The organism is Pseudomonas sp. P4_B4, from assembly GCF_056402255.1.
The window spans coordinates 179,193-200,519 of sequence record NZ_JBFUHS010000016.1; the positions used below are offsets into that span (position 1 = coordinate 179,193).

18 protein-coding genes and 1 pseudogene are annotated in these 21,327 nt (G+C 59.3%); 10 read left to right on the forward strand and 9 right to left on the reverse strand.

The genetic code is table 11. From position 1 onward, the window contains the following. Positions 1-314: 314 nt before the first annotated feature. Complete coding sequence (locus tag AC1DVE_RS18450) at positions 315-1,643, forward strand: OprD family porin (RefSeq protein WP_223459527.1); 1,329 nt, start codon at positions 315-317, stop codon at positions 1,641-1,643. A 144-nt stretch (positions 1,644-1,787) separates the two neighbouring features. Here the strand turns inward: AC1DVE_RS18450 and AC1DVE_RS18455 are convergent, their stop codons facing one another. Together AC1DVE_RS18455 and AC1DVE_RS18460 are read right to left on the reverse strand one after the other, a co-directional pair. Beyond that, on the reverse strand, positions 1,788-2,630 hold the full coding sequence (locus tag AC1DVE_RS18455; protein ID WP_223459529.1) for a mechanosensitive ion channel family protein: 843 nt from the start codon (positions 2,628-2,630) through the stop codon (positions 1,788-1,790). A gap of 136 nt (positions 2,631-2,766) precedes the next feature. Continuing rightward, entirely contained in the window at positions 2,767-3,252 is a 486-nt protein-coding gene (locus tag AC1DVE_RS18460; RefSeq protein WP_007977344.1) for a YajQ family cyclic di-GMP-binding protein, read from the reverse strand. Between the two features lie 135 nt (positions 3,253-3,387). On the opposite strand from AC1DVE_RS18460, the gene AC1DVE_RS18465 reads away from it, so the two are divergent. From AC1DVE_RS18465 to AC1DVE_RS18475, 3 genes are read left to right on the forward strand one after another with little or no spacing between them, the layout of a single operon-like run. Continuing rightward, positions 3,388-4,305, forward strand: coding sequence for a putative 2-dehydropantoate 2-reductase (locus AC1DVE_RS18465; protein ID WP_223459531.1), 918 nt, complete (start codon positions 3,388-3,390; stop codon positions 4,303-4,305). Between the two features lie 45 nt (positions 4,306-4,350). Continuing rightward, complete coding sequence (locus AC1DVE_RS18470) at positions 4,351-6,387, forward strand: sensor histidine kinase (RefSeq protein ID WP_223459532.1); 2,037 nt, start codon at positions 4,351-4,353, stop codon at positions 6,385-6,387. A 2-nt stretch (positions 6,388-6,389) separates the two neighbouring features. Then, positions 6,390-6,971, forward strand: a complete 582-nt coding sequence (locus AC1DVE_RS18475) for a cob(I)yrinic acid a,c-diamide adenosyltransferase (protein WP_223534406.1) — start codon at positions 6,390-6,392, stop codon at positions 6,969-6,971. Positions 6,972-7,039: 68 nt separating this feature from the next. Here the strand turns inward: AC1DVE_RS18475 and AC1DVE_RS18480 are convergent, their stop codons facing one another. The 4 genes from AC1DVE_RS18480 to secA all read right to left on the reverse strand — a co-directional run bounded on the left by AC1DVE_RS18480 (position 7,040) and on the right by secA (position 12,865). Further along, positions 7,040-7,984: a Nudix family hydrolase gene (locus tag AC1DVE_RS18480; RefSeq protein WP_223459535.1), complete on the reverse strand. Its 945-nt coding sequence runs from the start codon at positions 7,982-7,984 to the stop codon at positions 7,040-7,042. Continuing rightward, positions 7,981-8,613 (reverse strand): glutathione S-transferase family protein, encoded by a 633-nt coding sequence (locus AC1DVE_RS18485; RefSeq protein ID WP_223459537.1) that lies wholly within the window; start codon positions 8,611-8,613, stop codon positions 7,981-7,983. Before AC1DVE_RS18485 ends, AC1DVE_RS18480 begins: the two co-directional genes overlap by 4 nt. 179 nt (positions 8,614-8,792) lie before the next feature. Next, complete coding sequence (argJ, locus tag AC1DVE_RS18490) at positions 8,793-10,010, reverse strand: bifunctional glutamate N-acetyltransferase/amino-acid acetyltransferase ArgJ (RefSeq protein ID WP_090457453.1); 1,218 nt, start codon at positions 10,008-10,010, stop codon at positions 8,793-8,795. Between the two features lie 119 nt (positions 10,011-10,129). Continuing rightward, the gene (secA, locus tag AC1DVE_RS18495; protein WP_223459539.1) at positions 10,130-12,865 is read right to left on the reverse strand and encodes a preprotein translocase subunit SecA; all 2,736 of its coding nucleotides are present in this window, start codon (positions 12,863-12,865) and stop codon (positions 10,130-10,132) included. Positions 12,866-13,172: 307 nt separating this feature from the next. Between secA and AC1DVE_RS18500 the strand changes: the two genes are divergently transcribed. Further along, on the forward strand, positions 13,173-13,628 hold the full coding sequence (locus AC1DVE_RS18500) for a DUF721 domain-containing protein (RefSeq protein WP_108228633.1): 456 nt from the start codon (positions 13,173-13,175) through the stop codon (positions 13,626-13,628). Between the two features lie 120 nt (positions 13,629-13,748). Here the strand turns inward: AC1DVE_RS18500 and AC1DVE_RS18505 are convergent, their stop codons facing one another. Next, positions 13,749-15,227: a helicase HerA-like domain-containing protein gene (locus AC1DVE_RS18505; protein WP_223543439.1), complete on the reverse strand. Its 1,479-nt coding sequence runs from the start codon at positions 15,225-15,227 to the stop codon at positions 13,749-13,751. Positions 15,228-15,416: 189 nt separating this feature from the next. Between AC1DVE_RS18505 and AC1DVE_RS18510 the strand changes: the two are divergent. From AC1DVE_RS18510 to AC1DVE_RS18525, 4 genes and pseudogenes are all read left to right on the forward strand, one after another. Beyond that, positions 15,417-16,448, forward strand: a pseudogene (locus tag AC1DVE_RS18510) (HAMP domain-containing protein); the annotation flags it as partial. A 93-nt stretch (positions 16,449-16,541) separates the two neighbouring features. Then, the gene (locus AC1DVE_RS18515) at positions 16,542-17,306 is read left to right on the forward strand and encodes a methyl-accepting chemotaxis protein (RefSeq protein ID WP_471897033.1); all 765 of its coding nucleotides are present in this window, start codon (positions 16,542-16,544) and stop codon (positions 17,304-17,306) included. A gap of 155 nt (positions 17,307-17,461) precedes the next feature. Beyond that, a complete protein-coding gene (locus AC1DVE_RS18520) occupies positions 17,462-18,574 on the forward strand; it encodes a glycosyltransferase family 4 protein (RefSeq protein WP_223459545.1) in 1,113 nt (370 codons plus the stop codon). After that, positions 18,567-19,343 carry a DUF2334 domain-containing protein gene (locus AC1DVE_RS18525; RefSeq protein ID WP_223459547.1) on the forward strand — a complete coding sequence of 259 codons (777 nt, stop codon included), beginning with the start codon at positions 18,567-18,569 and terminating at the stop codon, positions 19,341-19,343. Before AC1DVE_RS18520 ends, AC1DVE_RS18525 begins: the two co-directional genes overlap by 8 nt. Before the next feature lie 113 nt (positions 19,344-19,456). Here the strand turns inward: AC1DVE_RS18525 and AC1DVE_RS18530 are convergent, their stop codons facing one another. Together AC1DVE_RS18530 and purU are read right to left on the reverse strand one after the other, a co-directional pair. Then, on the reverse strand, positions 19,457-19,633 hold the full coding sequence (locus tag AC1DVE_RS18530) for a hypothetical protein (protein ID WP_223459549.1): 177 nt from the start codon (positions 19,631-19,633) through the stop codon (positions 19,457-19,459). Between the two features lie 86 nt (positions 19,634-19,719). Next, positions 19,720-20,568 (reverse strand): formyltetrahydrofolate deformylase, encoded by an 849-nt coding sequence (gene purU, locus AC1DVE_RS18535; protein ID WP_223459551.1) that lies wholly within the window; start codon positions 20,566-20,568, stop codon positions 19,720-19,722. Positions 20,569-20,904: 336 nt separating this feature from the next. On the opposite strand from purU, the gene mvaT reads away from it, so the two are divergent. Next, positions 20,905-21,282: a histone-like nucleoid-structuring protein MvaT gene (mvaT, locus tag AC1DVE_RS18540; protein ID WP_007933316.1), complete on the forward strand. Its 378-nt coding sequence runs from the start codon at positions 20,905-20,907 to the stop codon at positions 21,280-21,282. Positions 21,283-21,327 lie beyond the last annotated feature (45 nt).

Sequence of the window (21,327 nt, forward strand, 5' to 3'; positions counted from 1 at the left end):
CCTCAGGCAAAAAAAAACAGTGGCAAGGTAGCCCGATGGAGATTCAAACGTTTCACCAGGACTCTTTTTACCGGTGCCAAGACTCAGAAAACAGCATAAAAGCTGTCAGCCCTGTTGCGTCGGAGCGGAAAATTTGCGACATCTACCACGCTGTTTGCGACAGGGTCGTAAAGAAGGCGAAAGGTTAGATACGCAAGTATCGCCAACATTGTCGGCGTGATATAAGTTTGCGCCGACACAAAAAGAAAGAGCCGCCCAGATAATAAATCAGGTGGGACGGCAGTACTCTTCTAAAACCAAAGGAGCAAATCACGATGCGCGTGATGAAGTGGAGCATGATCGCACTGGCAGTTGCAGCAGCAGCCAGTACTCAGTTGGCAGTAGCCGCACCTTTCGTAAGCGACCAGGCCGAAGCCAAAGGTTTCGTTGAAGACAGCAAACTCGACTTGCTGGTTCGCAACTACTACTACAACCGTAACAAGAAAGACGGCGCAGTCGATGACAAAGACTGGACCCAGGGCATTCAGGGCATGTACAGCTCGGGCTACACCCAAGGTCTGATCGGTGTTGGCGTTGAAGCTTGGGGCCAACTGGCCATTAAGCTGGACGGTTCCGACAAATATGCAGGTTCCGGCAACATGTCCGTGGACTCTGATGGCGAGGTCAACAACAGCCAGGGCAAAGCCGGCGCTGCCGCCAAGTTCCGCATCTCCAAGACCGAGCTGAAAATCGGCGACATGCAGCCAAGCACCTCTCCGGTGTTCGCTGTAGGCGGTTCCCGTATCCTTCACCAAACTGCCAGCGGTATCCAACTGCAGAGCAGCGAAGTTACAGACCTCGACCTCGAAGCCGGTCACTTCTACTCGGCAACCAGCCAGGACCGCAACGCTCGTGACGGCGAACTGTTCGCTACTTACGCTGGCGTGACAGCCAACTCCATCGACTACTTCGGTGGCAAGTACGGCATTACCCCGGACCTGAGCGTATCGCTCTACGGTGCCAAGCTCGAAGACGTCTGGAACCAGTACTACGCCAACGCGAACTACACCCTCGCACTGGGCGGCGACAACTCGATCAACTTCGACGGTAACATCTACAACACCAAGGATACCGGTGACGCTAAAGCAGGCGACATCAGCAACACCGCCTACTCCCTGGCTGCTGCTTACTCGTTCCTGAAAGCACACACCGTGACCCTGGCCTTCCAGAAGGTCAACGGCGATACTCCGTTCGACTACATCGGTGTGGGTGACAACAACCGTGGTGGCGACTCGATTTTCCTCGCCAACTCCATCCAGTACTCTGACTTCAACGCCCCTGGCGAGAAGTCGGTACAAGCCCGTTACGACCTGAAAATGGCCGAGTACGGCGTACCTGGCCTGAGCTTCATGGTCCGTTACGCGAATGGTTGGAACATCGACGGTACCAACACTCCATCGAACAGCACCTACACCGGTCTGTACGGTGCAGACGGCAAACACCACGAAACCAACGTGGAAGCCAAGTACGTCATTCAATCCGGCCCAGCCAAAGATCTGTCGTTCCGCATCCGTCAAGCATGGCACACCGCCAATGCTGACGAAGGCGAAGGCGATATCTCTGAGTTCCGCCTGATCACCGACTACCCGCTCAACATTCTGTAATTGCAGAAAGCTAGTTCGCGGTAATCAAAAAAAGGCCCATCTTCGGATGGGCCTTTTTCGTTGGCGTGTCAACAGTGCGTTTAAACGATCAGATCTATGCAGAACATGCCTGACCGAATAGTCAGGCATTGACCAGAAAACCAATTACTGCGCAGCAGATTCCTGAACCACACGAATAACCCGCTGTGGAAATGGAATATCGATGCCGGCCTCTCTCAAACGATCACGGGACAGTTCGTTGAACATGAACATCACGTCCCAGTAATCGGCAGTCTTTACCCAGACACGAAGCGAAAGTGTGATCGAACTGTCACCCAGGGTAGAAACAACTGCCTGTGGTGCCGGATCTGCCAATACTCGCGGGTCCTTGGCCAACTCCAGCAACACTTCTCGGGCTTTCTGCAAGTCCGCTTCGTAATCGACGCCTACATCAAATACGACTTTGCGGGTCGGCTGACGGTTGGTGTTGGTGATGATGCCGTTCGACAGATTACCGTTGGGCACGATGATGGTTTTGTTGTCACCGGTGCGCAGTACGGTATGGAAAATCTGGATGCTGTCGACAGTACCGGCGACACCCTGAGCCTCGATCCAGTCACCGATACGAAACGGACGGAACAGCAAAATCAGCACGCCACCGGCGAAGTTCGCCAGGCTGCCCTGCAAGGCCAGGCCAATGGCCAGGCCAGCCGCACCAATCGCTGCCACAAACGAAGTGGTTTCCACACCGATCATCGAGGCCACACTGACGATCAGCAGGATCTTGAGGATGATGTTCGCCAGGCTGCTGATAAAGCCTTGCAGCGCCAGGTCGGCATTACGCAATGCAATCAGGCCGCCGAGTTTTTTCGTGACTTTGTTGATCAGCCACCAGCCGATGGCCAGGGTGATGACCGCCAGCAGTACACGACTGCCGTATTCCATGATCATCGGGATCCAGGTTTGGGATACCTTGACCAGGTTGTCTACCTCAGCATTTAAGTCCATCTGCTTACTCCTGTTTTCCGGCTACCCGGCATGCGTAAAAAAGCGGCAGAAAGATTGAACCGCGACGGGCTCAATCGTTTCTGCCGTTGCTTGGGCCTCCGACGTCGCAAACGCCAAGAGGTTCCCGCTTTAAAGGTCAGTCGCGGAAGTTGTTGAACTGCAGCGGCATACCGAATTCCTTGGCCCGCAGCACTGCAATGGCTTCTTGCAGGTCATCACGCTTTTTGCCGGTAATACGAACCTGCTCGCCCTGAATGGCCGCCTGGACCTTGAGCTTGGCGTCTTTGACGTGAGCGACGATTTTCTTCGCCAGTTCCTTGTCGATACCTTCCTTGAGGACGGCTTCCTGCTTCATCAGCTTGCCCGACGCGAACGCGTCCTTGACTTCAAGGCACTGCACGTCGATTTTGCGCTTGACCAGCGCCAGCTTGAGGATCTCAATCATTGCTTCGAGCTGGAAATCCGCTTCCGCGGTCAGGTTGACGGTCAGGTCTTTTTCCTTGAACTCGAAGCTGCCTTTGCCTTTCAGGTCATAACGACGATCGAGTTCCTTGACGGCGTTCTCGACCGCGTTGGTGACTTCGTGTTTGTCCAGTTCGGATACCACGTCGAACGACGGCATGTAATCTCTCCAAATTTAAAGGCGCACTGATGGAGCACGCCTGGCTTGCGGTTAAAATCCGCGCTGATTATAACGGGTCTTTCCCATCATTCACTGTGAGCTGCCGATGCACGCCTTAAACAGAGCAAAAAGCTGATGTCTACCACCTGGCATGTACTGGGCGCCGGCAGCCTCGGCACTTTATGGGCGACACGTCTGGCACGGGCTGGAGTGCCGGTCAGTCTGATCCTGCGGGACACCGCGAGACTGCAGGCCTATGAGGCGGCCGGTGGATTGACCCTGGTTGAACACGGCGAGGCGCGACACTATGCTGTGCCCGCCGAGACAGCCGACAGCCCCCAACCGATCAACCGCCTGCTGGTGGCGTGCAAAGCCTACGATACCGAAAGTGCGGTGGCCCGACTGGCGCCACGCCTGGCCCCAGGCGCCGAACTGATCCTGCTGCAAAATGGCCTGGGCAGTCAGGACGCGGTGGCCGCACAGATCCCCCAGGCACGCTGCATCTATGCCTCGAGCACCGAAGGCGCTTTCCGCGATGGTGATTGGCGCGTGGTGTTTGCCGGTCATGGCTTCACCTGGCTGGGGGACGCGAGCCATCCGGTCGCGCCGATCTGGCTCGATGACCTGAGCGCTGCCGGCATCCCACATGAGTGGAGCACCGAAATCCTGACCAGACTGTGGCGCAAACTCGCCCTTAATTGTGCGATCAATCCGCTGACGGTGCTGCACGATTGCCGCAACGGTGGTTTGCAGCAACATCACTGCGAAGTCGCCACCCTGTGCGGTGAACTGGTGGAGTTGCTTGAGCGTTGTGGTCAGCCGGCAGCAGCCGAAAACCTGCCGCAGGAAGTCGAACGGGTGATTCACGCCACCGCAGCCAACTACTCCTCGATGCATCAGGACGTCACGAGCCAGCGCCGCACGGAAATCAGCTACCTGCTGGGTTACGCCTGCAAAGTGGCCGAGCGCCATCAACTGAACCTGCCTCACCTCAATCAACTTGAGGCAAGGTTGATCGCCCGCCTGCAAAGCCTTGGATTGCCCAGCGACTGAGCAGCGGCTACGCTGGCCACTTGTTCCTTGTTTGCGATGAATCCAATGCCATTGCGCCAGCGCCTTGAAAACCTGCCCGTCGGCCAGAAACTGCTGGCCGCCCTGCTGGTACTGATGGTCACCGTCCTGCTGGTTGCCAACCTGACCTTTATCAGCGCCGCCTACTACATCTCCCAGGAAAGCATGGCGCCCCAGGCCCTGCAGACCATCGGCCGGCTGGTATCCAACCCGAGCCTGGCCTCCGAAGCCCTGGAGTCACCGCAAAACGCCGAGCGCCTGCTGAATGAACTCAACAGCTATTCGCCGTTGCGCGCGGCGGCCCTGTATGACGCAAAGGGCGAGCGATTGGCGCAATTGCAGCATGGCGACAACCTGGAGCTGCCGAAGCGTTTCCGGCATATCGAAGACTGGCAGGCCACCGAGTTTCGTACCAACCAAGTCATCCCCCTGCCCCGCTCCGGTGCGGCACCAGGACACTTACTGTTGGTGGCCACGAGCGAATTGCCAGTGGCGTTCTACACCGGGACCCTGACGGCGAGCCTGGGGATTCTGATCTTCAGCGTGCTGCTGTGGCTGATCATTGCCCGCCAGATCAAGCGCCTGATTACCCGGCCGATCCACCAACTCGAGGAGTTGTCCCGGCAGGTAACCCGTGAAGAAAACTACGCACTGCGCGCTTCGCGAGGAAACCACGATGAAATCGGCAGCCTCGCCGAGGCGTTCAACACCATGCTCTCGCGGATCGAGGCCAGGGAGCAGCAACTCAAGCGGGCCAGGGACGACTCCCAGGCAGCCTACGACCAGGCCCAGGGACTGGCAGAGGAAACCCGCCATACCAACCGTAAACTGGAGCTCGAAGTCCAGGTGCGCAGCAAGATCGAGAAAAAGCTCACCGGTTTCCAGAACTACCTCAACAGCATCATCGACTCCATGCCGTCGGCGCTGATCGCCCTCGACGAACAGCTCTACGTAACACAATGGAACCAGGAAGCCAGCGCCCTATCCGGCACGCGCCTCGATGAAGCCCTGAACCAGCCCATCTTCCTCGCCTTCGAACCGCTCAAACCGTTTTTGCCGCAACTCAAGGAAACGGTCGAGCAGCATACGGTGGCCAAAATCGAACGTGTCACCTGGCTCAAGGACGACGACCCCCGCCATTACGCCCTGACTTTCTATCCGCTGATGGGCGGTGCCGGGCGTGGCGTGGTGATCCGGATCGACGACATCACCCAGCGCCTATCCCTGGAAGAGATGATGGTGCAGTCGGAGAAAATGCTTTCGGTGGGTGGCCTGGCCGCCGGCATGGCCCACGAGATCAACAACCCGCTGGGCGCGATCCTGCACAACGTGCAAAACATTCGCCGACGCCTGTCGCCCGATTTGCCGAAGAACCTCGAAGTGGCCGAACAGGCCGGCATCGAATTGGCGATGGTCAATCAGTATCTGCAAGTGCGTGAAGTGCCGCAGTTGCTCGACGGCATCCAGCAGGCCGGTGCCCGGGCGGCGAAAATCGTCACCCACATGCTCAGTTTCAGCCGCCGCAGCACCCGGCAGATGGCTCCCTGCGATCTGCCTGCCCTGATCGACCAAGCGGTGGAGATCGCCGGTAACGATTTCGACTTGGCGATCGGCTTCGACTTCAAGGGCCAGGCCATCCTTCGCCAGTTCGATCCGGCGCTGGGACCGGTCCCCGGCACCGCCAACGAACTGGAGCAAGTGCTGCTCAACCTGTTGAAAAACGCCGCGCAAGCCATTCACCAGCGCGAAGACGACAGCGAGCCGGGGCGGATCATTCTGCGCACCAGGCTGAATCCGCCGTGGGCGGAAATTCAGGTCGAGGACAACGGCATCGGCATGAGCGAAAGCGTGCGCAAACGCACCTTCGAGCCGTTTTTCACCACCAAGGAAATCGGCCAGGGCACCGGACTTGGGCTGTCGGTGTCGTACTTCATCATCACCAATAACCACAAGGGCCAGATGGAAGTGCAATCGACCCTGGGCCAAGGCACTTGCTTCACCTTGCGCCTGCCCCTGGCGACCACGCCGCCCGTTTCGCAACAACTCAATCTGCTATCGAGGTAACCATGGGCTTTCGTTTGTCGAAGATTTACACCCGCACTGGCGACAAAGGCGAAACCGGGCTGGGCGATGGCCGTCGCGTCCCCAAGGATCACCCGCGCATTGAAGCAATCGGTGAGGTCGATACGCTGAACAGCCAGGTTGGGGTGCTTCTGGCCGGGTTGGAGGCGGAAACCGCTCGGTTTCCAGGCTTGAACGAAGTGATCGAGGTATTGGCTCCCTGCCAGCATCGGTTATTTGATCTGGGTGGCGAATTGGCGATGCCGGTGTATCAGGCGTTGAATGCAGCGGAAATCGAACGCCTGGAAGCGGCGATCGATGTGTGGAATGAAGAGTTGGGGCCGCTGGAAAACTTCATCTTGCCTGGCGGCTCGACGCTGATTGCCCAGGCTCATGTCTGCCGCAGCCTGGCGCGCAGCGCAGAGCGGCGGTGTCAGCAGCTCAATGCGATTGAGCCGTTGGCTGGGGTTGGCCTGGCGTACATCAATCGGTTGTCGGATTTGCTGTTTGTGGTAGCACGGCTGATTGCCAAGCGTCAGGGAGTGGCGGAGATTCTATGGCAGCCGGCTGCGAAACCTGAGGTTTAGTCGGCGCCTCTCAGGGCCCCTTCGCGAGCAAGCCGGATCGCGAAGAGGCCAGCAGGAACGCTACAAAATCAGGCCTCAGGCCAAAACGCCCGAATCCCCGCTACCCCCTGCGCACCCGCCGCCCAGGCTTTCTCGACCTCAGCCGGGCCAACACCACCGAGCAGGAACACCGGCTTGCTGAACCCTTCGATCAAGCTCGACGCCTGCTCCCAACCCAACGGCTCGGCGCCTGGGTGAGTCAGGGTAGGTTGAACCGGCGACAGGGTCACGAAATCCACCCCCATCTGTTCGGCCAGCGCCAGCTCTTCAGCGTTATGGCACGACGCAGCCAGCCAGCGCGATGCTGGTAGCGGTCGCCCTGCCGCTGCGTATTTGCGCAGCTGCGCCGAGGTAATGTGCCAACCGGCGGACGGGAAGTCGCCCAGCCATTCGAACGGCCCCTTGATCATCAATTGCGCCTTGCCGGCACACAGCCCCACAGCATCCACTGCCAGGTCGCGATACTTCGGGTCGTAACCGTTCGGTGCGCGCAACTGAATCAGCTTGATGCCGCCGGCAATGGCCTTCTGAATACCACGCAGCAACGCAGGGGTTTCCAGATCTTCCGGCGTGATCAGGTACTGAGCGGGTAATTTCGCGGCCGCGACGATCGGCTGATTGGCCGTCGGGAACTCGTAATCCGACAGGTCGCGGGGAGACACCCAAGCCAGCGGTTGGCCTTCGGCGCCGTGGGGTTCGCCGGTAAACGCCGAGACTTCCCAGACATCCAGCAACACCTGCTTGTCCGGGTAATCGTGCCGGACCTTGATCAGCGGGCGCGCCGCGCCGACCACGATGCCCAGCTCTTCATGGAGTTCGCGGGACAGCGCAGTTTCGACCGACTCGTCGGCCTCGACCTTGCCGCCTGGAAACTCCCACAGGCCACCCTGGTGCTGTGAGTCGGCACGACGGGCGATCAGGATTTGGCCACTGCCATCGCGGATGACGGCGGCGGCGACATGGACTCGTTTCACCTTTGCAACTCCTCCAGTCCAGCCTTCTGCCAGGCCTTGAACGCCGGCCATTGGTAGAGGGTTTCAACATAGGCTTCGTCAGCCGCGGACAGTTTCACCCGATAGGTGCGCAGGCGCACGGCGATGGGTGCAAAAAACGCGTCGGCCAACGTGATGCGGCCAAACAAGTACGGACCGCTCTCGGTCGCAGCGGCACGGCACTCGGCCCACAGCGCTGACATGCGCTCGATGTCCGCCTGGACATCGGCCGGGACCGGCGACAGCGCTGCGTCATGGCTCAGATCGAACGGCATGTTGCCGCGCATGGCGAAAAAGCCACTGTGCATTTGCGCGCACGCCGAACGCGCCTGGGCACGGGCGGCAGTGTCTTTGGGCCACAGGTTCGCGTCGGGAAACTGTTCTGCCAGGTACTCGGCAATCGCCAAGGAGTCGGCGATGGTGCCGTGCCCGGTTTTCAGCAGCGGGACCTTGCCGGTCGGCGAATGCTTGAGCAGACGCTCACGGGTGTCCGGCTGGTTCAGCTTGATCAGTTCTTCGGTGTAGGAGGCACCAGCCAGATCGAGGGCCAGAGCCCCGCGCAAGGACCAGGAGGAATGCAGTTTGTCGCCGATGATCAGGTGCAGGCTCATGTTCGGGGTGCCTTCTCGTCAGGGTAACAAGCCAGAATATCTAGCGTCTGGTCGTCAGCCTTCGCGAGCAAGCCCGCTCCCACAGTTGATCGGGCAGTACGCACATATTGTGTTCACTGAAGTTCTCCTGTGGGAGCGGGCTTGCTCGCGAATGGGACGACTCGGTCTTGAACCGTGTATTAAGTACGGTACTCGGCGTTGATCTTCACGTATTCGTGGGACAGGTCGGTGGTCCAGATGGTTTCGCTGCAATCGCCACGACCCAACTCGATACGGATGGTGATTTCTTCCTGCTGCATCACCGCCGCGCCCTGGGCTTCGGTGTAGGTCGCCGCGCGCGCGCCACGGCTGGCAATGCACACATCGCCGAGGAATACGTCGATCTTGCTCACGTCCAGGTTCGGTACACCGGCACGGCCGACGGCCGCCAGGATACGGCCCCAGTTCGGATCAGAAGCGAACAGCGCGGTCTTGATCAGCGGCGAGTGAGCCACGGTGTAACCGACGTCCAGGCATTCCTGGTGGTTGCCGCCGCCGTTGACTTCAACGGTGACGAATTTGGTCGCGCCTTCGCCATCGCGAACGATGGCCTGGGCCACGTCCATGCACACTTCGAACACCGCTTGCTTCAACTTGGCGAACAACTCGCCTTCGGCACGGGTGATTTCCGGCAACGCCGCCTGACCGGTGGCGATCAGCATGCAGCAGTCGTTGGTCGACGTATCGCCATCGATGGTGATGCGGTTGAACGACTTGTTGGCGCCGTCCAGCATCAGGTTTTGCAGCACGTCGCGGGAGACTTTGGCGTCGGTGGCGATGTAGCCGAGCATGGTCGCCATGTTCGGGCGAATCATGCCGGCGCCTTTGCTGATACCGGTAACGGTGATGGTCACACCATCGTGCTGGAACTGACGGCTGGCACCTTTTGGCAGGGTGTCGGTGGTCATGATGCCGGTGGCGGCAGCTTCCCAGTTGTGGATCGACAGGTCGTCGAGGGCCGCTTGCAGCGCGCCTTCGATTTTCTCGACCGGCAGCGGCTCGCCGATCACGCCGGTGGAGTACGGCAGCACCTGGCTGGCATCGACGCCGGTCAACTCGGCCAGTTTCGCGCAAGTGCGCTCGGCCGCGGCCAGGCCTGGCTCGCCGGTGCCGGCGTTGGCATTGCCGGTGTTGGTCAGCAGGTAACGCACAGCACCTTGCACGCGTTGCTTGGCCAGGATCACCGGCGCGGCGCAAAAGGCGTTCAAGGTGAACACGCCGGCAACCGTGGAGCCTTCAACACAGCGCATAACCACAACATCCTTGCGCCCCGGGCGCTTGATGCCGGCCGAGGCGATACCGAGTTCAAAACCGGCAACCGGGTGCAACGTTGGCAAAGGACCAAGACCAACAGCCATGAATGCGCTCCTTTATAAATGATGTCAGCACCGTTTCAGCAGAACGGTGGTTCGAATGGTAAAACGCCGCGACGGCAGAAGCCGGTCGCGGCGCAGGTATTTCAGCGTTTGAAACGGGTTTACTGAATCTGCCCGTGGCAATGCTTGAACTTCTTGCCCGAACCGCAGTAGCACAGCTCGTTGCGACCCAGCTTCTGCTCGTTGCGAACCGGCGCAGCAGCGAGGGCAACATCGACCTCTTCGCCCAGCACTTCCGGTTGCTCAAGGCCCGGAGCCTCTTCATGCAGGAACTGCATGCGAGCGGCCAATGCCTCGGCTTCCTGACGCAGGCGCTGCTCTTCTTCGATCGGATCTTCGCGACGAACCTGAACGTGGGACAGCACACGGATCGAATCGCGCTTGATCGAATCCAGCAACTCGGAGAACAGGGTGAACGACTCGCGCTTGTATTCCTGCTTCGGGTTCTTCTGGGCATAACCACGCAAGTGGATACCGTGGCGCAGGTGGTCCATGGTCGACAGGTGGTCTTTCCACAGGTCGTCCAGCACGCGCAGAACGATTTGTTTCTCGAAGGTGCGCAGCGCTTCGGCGCCCGCCTGGTCTTCTTTCTCGTTGTACGCGGCAATGAGTTCCTGCATCAGCTTCTCGCGCAGGGTTTCTTCGTACAGGTGATCGTCTTCGTCGAGCCATTGCTGAATAGGCAGCGTCACACCGAAATCGCTCTGCAATGCAGCTTCCAGACCGGCCACGTCCCACTGCTCAGGCAGCGATTGCGGAGGAATGTGTGCGCTGACTGTGGCGTCGAGCACATCCTGACGGAAGTCAGCGATGGTCTCACCGATGTTGTCGGCGGCCAGCAACGTGTTACGCATGTGATAGATCACTTTACGCTGTTCGTTGTTGACGTCGTCGAACTCGAGCAGTTGCTTGCGAATGTCGAAGTTGCGGCCTTCAACCTTGCGCTGAGCCTTTTCGATGGCGTTGGTCACCATGCGGTGCTCAATCGCTTCGCCAGGCTGCATGCCCAGGGCTTTCATGAAGTTCTTCACCCGGTCAGAGGCGAAGATGCGCATCAGGCTGTCTTCCAGCGACAGGTAGAAGCGGCTGGAACCGGCGTCGCCCTGACGACCGGCACGACCACGCAACTGGTTGTCGATACGGCGCGATTCATGACGCTCGGAGGCAATCACCTGCAAACCGCCCGATTCGAGCACTTGCTGGTGACGCTTCTGCCAGTCGGCCTTGATCTGGGCAATCTGCTCAGGGGTCGGGTTTTCCAGGGAAGCCACTTCCACTTCCCAGTTACCGCCCAACAGGATGTCGGTACCACGACCGGCCATGTTGGTGGCGATGGTCAGTGCGCCCGGGCGACCGGCCTGGGCAATGATCTCGGCTTCTTTTTCGTGGAACTTGGCGTTCAGAACCTTGTGTTCGATGCCTTCCTTCACGAGCAGGCTGGACATGTGCTCGGAGGTTTCGATGGTGGCGGTACCGACCAGAACCGGACGGCCTGCGGCCATGCTTTCCTTGATGTCAGCCACGATTGCCGCGTATTTCTCGTCGGCAGTCAGGAACACCAGGTCGTTGTAGTCTTTACGGGCCAGCGGCTTGTTCGGTGGAATCACCATGACCTGCAGGCCATAGATCTGGTGGAACTCGAACGCTTCGGTGTCGGCCGTACCGGTCATGCCGGACAACTTGTTGTACAGACGGAAGTAGTTCTGGAAGGTGGTCGACGCCAGCGTCTGGCTTTCGGCCTGAATGTTCAGGTTTTCCTTGGCTTCGATGGCCTGGTGCAGGCCTTCGGACAAACGGCGACCCGGCATGGTACGGCCGGTGTGCTCGTCGACCAGTACCACCTGACCGTCCTGCACGATGTATTCGACGTTGCGATGGAACAGCTTGTGCGCGCGCAGGCCGGCGTAAACGTGAGTCAGCAGGCTCAGGTTATGCGCCGAATACAGGCTCTCGCCTTCAGCCAGCAGGCCTATGCGGGTCAGCGTTTCTTCGACGAACTGGTGACCGGCTTCGTTGAGTTCGACCTGGCGGGTCTTCTCGTCAACGGTGTAGTGGCCGGCCTTGGTGACTTCGCCTTCCACTTCTTCGATGTGCAACTCAAGCGTCGGGATCAGCTTGTTGACCTCGATGTACAGCTTGGAGCTGTCCTCGGCCTGACCGGAGATGATCAGCGGCGTGCGGGCTTCGTCGATGAGGATGGAGTCGACTTCGTCGATCACGGCAAAATTGAGTTCGCGCTGGAATTTTTCTTCCATGCTGAACGCCATGTTGTCGCGCAGATAATCGAAACCGAATTCGTTGTTGGTGCCGTAGGTGATGTCGGCGGCGTAGGCAGCGCGCTTCTCTTCCGGCGGCTGGAACGGCGTGACAACGCCGACCGTCATGCCGAGGAATTCATACAGCGGGCGCATCCAGTTGGCGTCACGGCGGGCCAGGTAGTCGTTCACCGTCACAACGTGCACGCCGTTGCCGGACAGCGCGTTGAGGTAAACGCCCAGTGTTGCCACCAGGGTCTTGCCTTCACCGGTACGCATTTCCGCGATCATGCCTTCATGCAAGGTCATGCCGCCGATCAGCTGGACATCGAAGTGGCGCATGCCCATGACACGCTTGCCGGCTTCGCGGGCGACCGCAAAGGCTTCTGGCAGCAGTTTGTCGAGGGATTCCCCTTTGGCGATGCGGGCCTTGAACTCGCTGGTCTTGGCACGCAATTGATCGTCCGAAAGGGCCACCATTTGCTCTTCGAAGGCATTGACGAGTTGCACCGTCTTGAGCATGCGTTTGACTTCACGCTCGTTCTTGCTTCCAAAAAGTTTCTTTAACAAAGGCGCAAACATATCGGCAGGATCTTCCACACTAAAGGGATGGAGGGCGGCCCCGTGAGTCGCCCGTGCAGCCCTCATGGCCGCATGCGAACGAGCATTCTACCCGGAAACGATGGAGAGGAAAGTGGCGATATTCCACGATGCTGGCACAACGCTTTGACGGGGCTCACTTAAAATAAGGGCGTTTTGCTCAACTTCAAGCCGTTCAAGGCAGAAGTTAGTTGTTGATTTAATGGGCAAAGCACCCACAAAAGCAATGGGCGGGTGCATCCGGCGCTTTCTGCTACCATGGCGCCTCTGTTACTTCAGGTGTCTGATCATGGCATTTCGCCCACTTACGGCCAAAGTACCTGCCGTTCTACTACGCGAAGCCAAGCCGCTGAAGGCCATTCTCGGCCACGCTCAACGCCTGGGTCATCTGCAACGTTTGCTCGAAAGCCAATTGCAACCCGCCGCTCGCGAGCATTGCCACGTGGCTTCCTGGCGCGAAGGCAGTTTGTTGCTGATTGTCACCGACGGACATTGGGCAACCCGCCTGCGTTACCAGCAGAAGCGCCTGCTACGGCAACTGCAGATGTTCGATGAGTTCGCCAATCTGACCCGGATTCTGTTCAAAGTTCAACCGCCGACCGTTCAGCAAGGTGCGGCCGGGCATACCATGGATTTGTCCAACGACGCGGCAGCGACCATTCAGGCCACGGCCGATGGCATCAGCGACCCGAATTTGCGGGCAGCGCTGGAGCGACTGGCGGCGCACGCCAAATCCAGGACCTGATACAAATCCAATGTGGGAGCGAGCTTGCTCGCGATTGCCATGCAACATTCAATGCATAAGTTGAATGATGCGACGCCATCGCGAGCAGGCTCGCTCCCACAGTTAAATTGTGTCCACTCGCTACCGGCGTTTTTTGCTGCCCAGCAACGAGCCCATCAAGCCGCGCACCAACTGTCGGCCAATCTGGTTCGCCGCCTGTTGCATCGCCGATTTCAGCGCCTTCCCTGCCGCTGTGCCGAGGAACTCTCCCGCCTGCTCGGTGAAGCTCGGTTCCTGTTTGCCCTGCTCCGCTTCGGGCTCAGGTGCCAACCCCTTGCGCCCCATCAGCACCTCATAGGCCGATTCACGGTCAATCGGCTTGTCATAACGCCCCTGCAACGGCGAACCGGCAATCAGCGCCGTGCGCTCGGCGTCGGTCAAAGGCCCGATCCGCGATTGCGGCGGTGCCACCAGCACCCGCTGGACCATTTCCGGCGTGCCCTTTTCCTGCAGGGTGCCAACCAGCGCCTCACCGATCCCGAGCTCGGTCAACACTGACAACGCATCGAACGCAGGATTCGGTCGGAAACCTTCGGCCACTGCGCGCAGGGACTTCTGCTCCTTGGCGGTGAACGCACGCAGACCGTGCTGGATGCGCAAGCCCAACTGCGCCAGCACATCATCCGGCAGGTCACCCGGTGACTGGGTGACGAAATACACGCCCACGCCTTTCGAACGAATCAGCCTCACGACTTGCTCCAGACGATCACGCAATGCCTGGGGCGTACCGTTGAACAACAAGTGAGCCTCGTCGAAAAACAGCGCCAGTAACGGTTTGTCAGCATCGCCACGCTCCGGCAACTGCTCGAACAGCTCGGCCAGCAGCCACAGCAGGAACGTCGCGTAGACTTTCGGCGCTTCATGCACCAGGCGGCTGGCATCCAGCAAATGAATGCGCCCACGGCCCTCCGCGGTGGGTTGAAGGATGTCTTCGAGTTGCAGCGCCGGCTCGCCAAACAGGGCTTCGGCGCCCTGTTGCTCCAGGGTTGCCAGTCGTCGCAGCAATGCCTGGCTGGAGCCGGTGGTCATCAATGCCGCATCGTCGCCCAGCAACTGGGGGTTGTCCCGCAGGTGATTGAGCAACGCCTTCAGATCCTTGAGATCGAGCAACAACAGGCCTTCGCGGTCCGCCACCTTGAACGCGGCGTACAGCGCCGACTGCTGACTGTCGGTCAGCTCCAGCAGGCTGCCCAGCAGCAGCGGCCCCATTTCACTCAAGGTCGTGCGTAAAGGATGACCGGACTGACCGTGTACGTCCCACAACGTCACCGGATAAGCCTGAGGCTTGTGGTTGAGCCAGGGCATCCCGGCAATCCGCTCGGCGATCTTGCCCTGGGGGTTGCCGGCGGCACCGAGACCGCACAGGTCCCCCTTGATGTCGGCGGCGAACACCGCCACGCCGGCATCGCTGAAGGCTTCGGCCATTCTTTGCAACGTGACGGTCTTGCCGGTGCCAGTCGCGCCCGCGATCAAACCGTGGCGGTTCGCCAGGCGCATGGCCTGGGCAATCGGCTGCCCTTCGAGATCGGCGCCGATAACGAGTTGCAATGAGTCAGGCATTTGGTCACCCATGATTAATCTTTGGCCCTACACGGCCGATAGAGATAACTGACAAAGCAGTCAGACACGATCTGGTCGGAAATTTCCCTAAGGAGAGTCGGAAAATTCACTTGCTTTCAACCTTGCCCGTCGTGCGTCCCTTTATAAAAGCACGCGCTGGACATTAAGACCTTAGTGGAACCCCAAGCCATGAACAAAAATCTGCGTTTCAGCCATAAGATCCTGCTGGCCGCCGCCCTCATTGTGATTGCCGCCTTCGCCTCCTTCACGCTGTACAACGACTATTTGCAGCGCAACGCCATCCGCAAAGACCTGGAAAATTATCTGCAGGAAATGGGCGCAGTGACCGCCAACAATATCCAGACCTGGTTGAACGGGCGCAGCCTGCTGATTGAAAACCTGTCACAAACTGTCGCGCTCAATCCCGATGCCGACAACGTTTCCAGGTTGCTTGTACAAAAAGCCGTGACCTCGACCTTCATGGGCGCCTACCTCGGCAACAAGGATGGCTCTTTCATCATTCGCCCGGACAGCAAGATGCCCGATGGCTATGACCCGCGTGCACGCCCTTGGTACAAGAGCGCACAAGGCAGCAGCGGTTCGGCATTGACCGAGCCATATATTGATCTGGCCTCCGGCCAACTGGTGATTTCCATTGTCGACAGCGTTATCAAGGACGGCCAGAACATCGGCGTGGTCGGTGGCGACCTGAGTTTGCAGGTGATCGCCGACAGCCTTGGCACGCTGGATTTCAACGGCATCGGTTATGCCTTCCTGGTCAGTTCCGACGGCAAGATCCTGGTACATCCCGACAAAACGCTGGCAATGAAGACGCTCAAGGATGTCTACCCGCAAGACACGCCGGCCATCAGCAGCGCAATGAGCGAAATCCAGGTCGACGGCAAAACCCGCATCGTGACCTTCACCCCGATCAAAGGCTTGTCGTCGGTCAACTGGTACATCGGTCTGTCGGTCGACAAGGAAAAAGCCTACTCGATGCTCAGCGAATTCCGCACCTCGGCTGTCGTTGCGACCATCATTGCCGTGGCCATCATCATCGCCCTGCTCGGCATGCTGATTCGCATCCTGATCCAGCCGTTGCACGTCATGACACGCGCCATGGCCGACATCGCCGACGGCGAAGGCGACCTGACCAAGCGCCTGACCATCCAGAACAATGACGAGTTCGGCACCCTCGGCACCGCGTTCAACCGTTTCGTCGAGCGTATTCACGGCTCGATCCGCGAAGTGTCCTCGGCCACCGGGCAAGTCAACGAAGTGGCATTGCGCGTGGTGGCCGCGTCCAACTCGTCGATGTTCAACTCCGACCAGCAAGCCTCGCGCACCAACAGCGTCGCGGCCGCCATCAACCAGCTCGGCGCCGCCGCCCAGGAAATTGCCCGTAACGCCGCGCAGGCTTCGAGCCAGGCCAGCGATGCCCGCAGCCTGGCCGAGGACGGCCAGCAAGTGGTGGACCGCAGCATCGTGGCGATGAATCAACTGTCGAACATGCTCATTGCTTCGAGCTCCAATATCGAATCGCTGAACAGCAAAACGGTGAACATCGGGCAGATTCTCGAAGTGATCACCAGCATTTCCCAGCAAACCAACTTGCTGGCGCTCAATGCCGCGATTGAGGCCGCCCGCGCCGGTGAGGCCGGTCGTGGATTTGCCGTAGTGGCGGACGAGGTGCGCAACCTGGCACACCGCACGCAGGAATCGGCGCAACAGGTGCAAACCATGATCGAGGAGCTGCAGGTCGGCGCCCGGGAATCGGTCAGCACCATGAGCGACAGCCAGCGCCACAGCCAGGACAGCGTGGAAATCGCCAACCTCGCGGGTGAACGCCTGAACAGCGTGACGCTGCGTATCGGTGAAATCGACGGTATGAACCAGTCGGTGGCTACCGCGACCGAGGAACAGACCGCCGTGGTGGAGTCGATCAACGTCGACATCACCGAGATCAACACGCTGAACCAGGAAGGTGTGGAAAACCTGCAATCGACCTTGCGCGCGTGTTCGGACCTTGAGCAGCAGGCGGCACGGTTGAAGCAGTTGGTAGGCAGTTTCCGTATCTAGCGCCTGAACTGGCCCCATCGCGAGCCTGCTCGCGATAGCGGCCTGCCAAACACTACAAGACCCCGCTGACGCCCCCACCCGCACAACCCCCAACCGAACATCTATCCTTCATATAGGTCAACCAAAGGAGTACCAGGACCGGAGGATCGTTCATCGTGCATATCGCTGACATCACCATGTTCTACGCCCCTGCCAGCGGTGGCGTGCGCACTTATCTGGATGCGAAGCACCGTCGCCTGGGCATCAAGCCGGGCATTCGCCACAGCTTGCTGATCCCCGGATCGTCGTTGAGTGAGCAAGATGGCATCTTCACCGTTCCGGCCCCTGCCCTGCCCTTCGGCAAGGGCTATCGCTTCCCTCTGCGTCTCGCGCCCTGGCGCAATGTCCTGCAAGACTTGCAACCCGATCTGATCGAAGTCGGCGACCCCTATCTCACCGCATGGGCGGCGCTGGATGCACGGCGGCAACTCGATGTACCGGTCATCGGCTTCTATCACTCGGACCTGCCGCTGCTGGTCAGCAACCGCATGGGCCATTGGGTGACCAACAATGTCGAGGCCTATGTCAGCAAGCTCTATGGCAACTTCGACCGGGTCCTGGCGCCCAGTCGGGTCATGGCCGACAAGCTCACCGGGCTTGGGGTCAGGAATGTGTTTGTGCAACCGTTGGGCGTCGACCTGCAAACCTTCAATCCCGATGCCAGAGACCCCGGGCTGCGGGCCGAGTTGGGCCTGGACGAAAACACCCGGTTGCTGATCTTCGCCGGGCGCGGTTCCATGGAAAAAAACCTGCCGGTGCTGCTCGAGTGCATGAAACGCCTGGGCCGACGCTATCACCTGCTGTTGGTTGGCTCGTCGATGCCCACGGCCGTGCCGTCTAACGTGACCGTGATCGACGAGTTCTGCCCGGCCGTACAAGTTGCCCGCCTGATGGCCAGTGCCGATGCACTGTTGCACGCCGGTGATCAGGAAACCTTCGGCCTGGTGTTACTCGAAGCCATGGCCAGCGGTATACCGGTGGTGGCCGTGGCGGCCGGGGCCTTCGAGGAAATCGTCACCGACGACTGCGGCGTGCTCTGCGCACCGAACAATCCCGCCGCGATGGCCACCGCCGTTCGAGAACTGTTCGGGTCAGGTAGCGTAGCCTTGGGCCAACAAGCGCGATTGCATGTCGAACGGCATTACGCCTGGGATACGGTGGTCAACAGCTTGTTGCGCCACTACCACGCCGTGCTCGGCAGCCAATGGCCGCTGACAGCTAATGGTTGAGCCCATGAACAGTCCCGCTTTACTGCTGGTACTGCACGACGTGGCACCGCCAACCTGGGCCGATTACCAGCCGTTCGTCAAAGCCGTCGACGCCTTGGGTGGCGTACCGATCACCTGGCTGGTGGTACCGGATTTCCACAAACACAACAATCTGGATGCCCATCCGCAATTTTGCCGCCAGCTCAGTGCCAGGGTTGCCCGGGGCGACGAACTGGCGCTGCATGGCTATTTTCACTGCGACGACGGGCCGCTGACCAGCAATCCCCGCGACTGGTTCATGCGTCGGGTCTACACCCACGAAGGCGAGTTTTACCGTTTGTCGCAGGAAGCCGCCCTCGCCCGCTTGCGTTTGGGTATCGAGATGTTCCACCGGCATGACTGGCCGCTGGAGGGGTTCGTCGCCCCGGCCTGGCTGATGAGTCAAGGCACTCGCCAGGCATTGCGCCAATTGCCACTGAGTTACACCAGTGACTCGCAGCATCTATACCGTTTGCCGGATTTCACCGCGTTCGAGGCGCCGGGGCTGATCTGGAGTGCGCGCAGTGCCTGGCGCCGAGGTGTATCGAAGCTCGTCAGCGACCGGCGTGAACAACGCTGGCAACACGCCCCGGTGATTCGCCTGGGCCTGCACCCGGTGGACATGCGCCATGAGTTCTCGCGTCGATACTGGCTACAAACCCTCGAACGCCTGCTCGACAACGGACGGGTGCCAATGACCAAGGCCCACTGGCTGGCGCCGCAAAACGACCGAATGGGCCGTGCCGCATGAGTCGCGGACTGCTGTTGCTCGTCGGCCTGCTCGCGGCAATTCTGATTTGGCGTGCGGTGGGCCGGTGTTTTTACTGATGCTGGGCCGCCCGCTGCTAACGAAATTGATGAAACTCAAGCAGGCTTAGGCTTGTCTTCGGGCTCTTGCTGCAACTGCTCCCACAACTGCGCGGCATCAGGAAACTCCGTACCGGTTTCAGGCCCCATGTCATCCGGGTCGTAGCGGCTCAGGCAACCCTCGCCCAGCGTGGAGGGAGCCTTTGATGTAGCTTTGTCCAGTGGATCGGCCATGGTCATGTCCTCGGTGCAAAAACGGCGAAGGGCCTGAAGCGATTGAACGCCCAGGCCCTTCGAATTTCAACTGTGCCGCAGGTCCGTCAGAAGACGACGGTCTTGTTGCCGTGCACCAGCACGCGGTCTTCCAGGTGATAACGCAAGCCACGGGCCAGCACCATTTTCTCGACATCACGGCCGAAACGCACCATGTCTTCGATGCTGTCGCTGTGGCTGACGCGAACCACGTCCTGCTCGATGATCGGGCCGGCATCCAGCTCTTCGGTCACATAGTGGCAGGTCGCGCCGATCAGCTTCACGCCACGCAGCGAGGCCTGGTGGTACGGCTTGGCACCGACGAACGACGGCAGGAAGCTGTGGTGAATGTTGATGACCTTGTGCGCGTATTCGCTGCACAACTCGGGCGGCAGGATCTGCATGTAGCGGGCAAGCACCACCACTTCGGCGTCGTGCTGCTTGACCAGGCGCGAAACCTCGGCGAAGGCTGGCTGCTTGTCCTGCGGATTGACCGGGACGTGGTAGTACGGAATACCGTGCCACTCCACCATGCTGCGCAAGTCATCATGGTTGGAAATCACACAGGAAATTTCGCATTCCAGTTCATCGCTGTGCCAGCGGTGCAGCAAGTCGGCCAGGCAGTGCGACTCGCGGCTGGCCATCAGGACCACGCGCTTCTTTTGCTCGGTATCGGTGATGCGCCAGTCCATAGAGAACTCTTCGGCGATCGGGGCAAAGGCCTCACGAAACGCTTCGATACCAAATGGCAGGGAGTCGGCACGGATTTCGTGACGCATGAAGAACCAGCCACTGAGATTGTCCGAGTGATGGCTCGCTTCAGTGATCCAGCCGTTGTGTGATGCCAGAAAGTTACTGACTTTGGCAACGATGCCAACACGGTCCGGGCAAGAAATCACCAGACGAAAAGTGCGCATGAGGGGGAAACTCCAGAACTTCGCAAAGGCCGCCATTCTAGCGATTGCGCAGCAAAACTGCAGTATTGTTGACGTTTCGCCCCGCCGGAAGGTCGGTGCGGCAGGGTGGGCAGTACCGGTACCGGTTCGCCCGGATGCTCTAGCGGTACCGGTCAATTGTTAATTTATGTATATCTGTCAGACCGGGACCACACTAATAACTGCATTACCAATGCGCGCCAAAACCCCGGCAATTAAATTAAATAAACTTGCCTTAAATGTTTACTTGATGAAACACCGTGACTATTATTGCCGCACTGTCACCTGCCATCCAGCGTACAACATAAGGTAGTCACCATGTCCTTGATCAACGAATATCGCGCCACCGAAGAAGCTATCAAAGAGCTGCAAGCCCGTTTGAAGAACCTGTCCCAAGACGACAAACTGCAAACCGAGCTGGAATTCGAAGGCAAACTGCGCACCCTGATGGGCGAGTACTCCAAGTCCCTGCGTGACATCATCGCGCTGTTGGATCCAGAATCCAAAACCAAGGCACCACGCGGCGGTGCAGTGAAAACTACCGGCACCAAACGTGCTCGCAAAGTTAAACAATACAAAAACCCGCACAACGGTGAAGTCATCGAAACCAAAGGTGGCAACCACAAGACTCTGAAAGAGTGGAAAGCCAAGTGGGGCGGTGACGTGGTGGAAGGCTGGGCTACCCTGCTGGGCTAAGCCTCAGAGCTTGTCGCAGACGGATCCGTGACAAAAAATAACGCC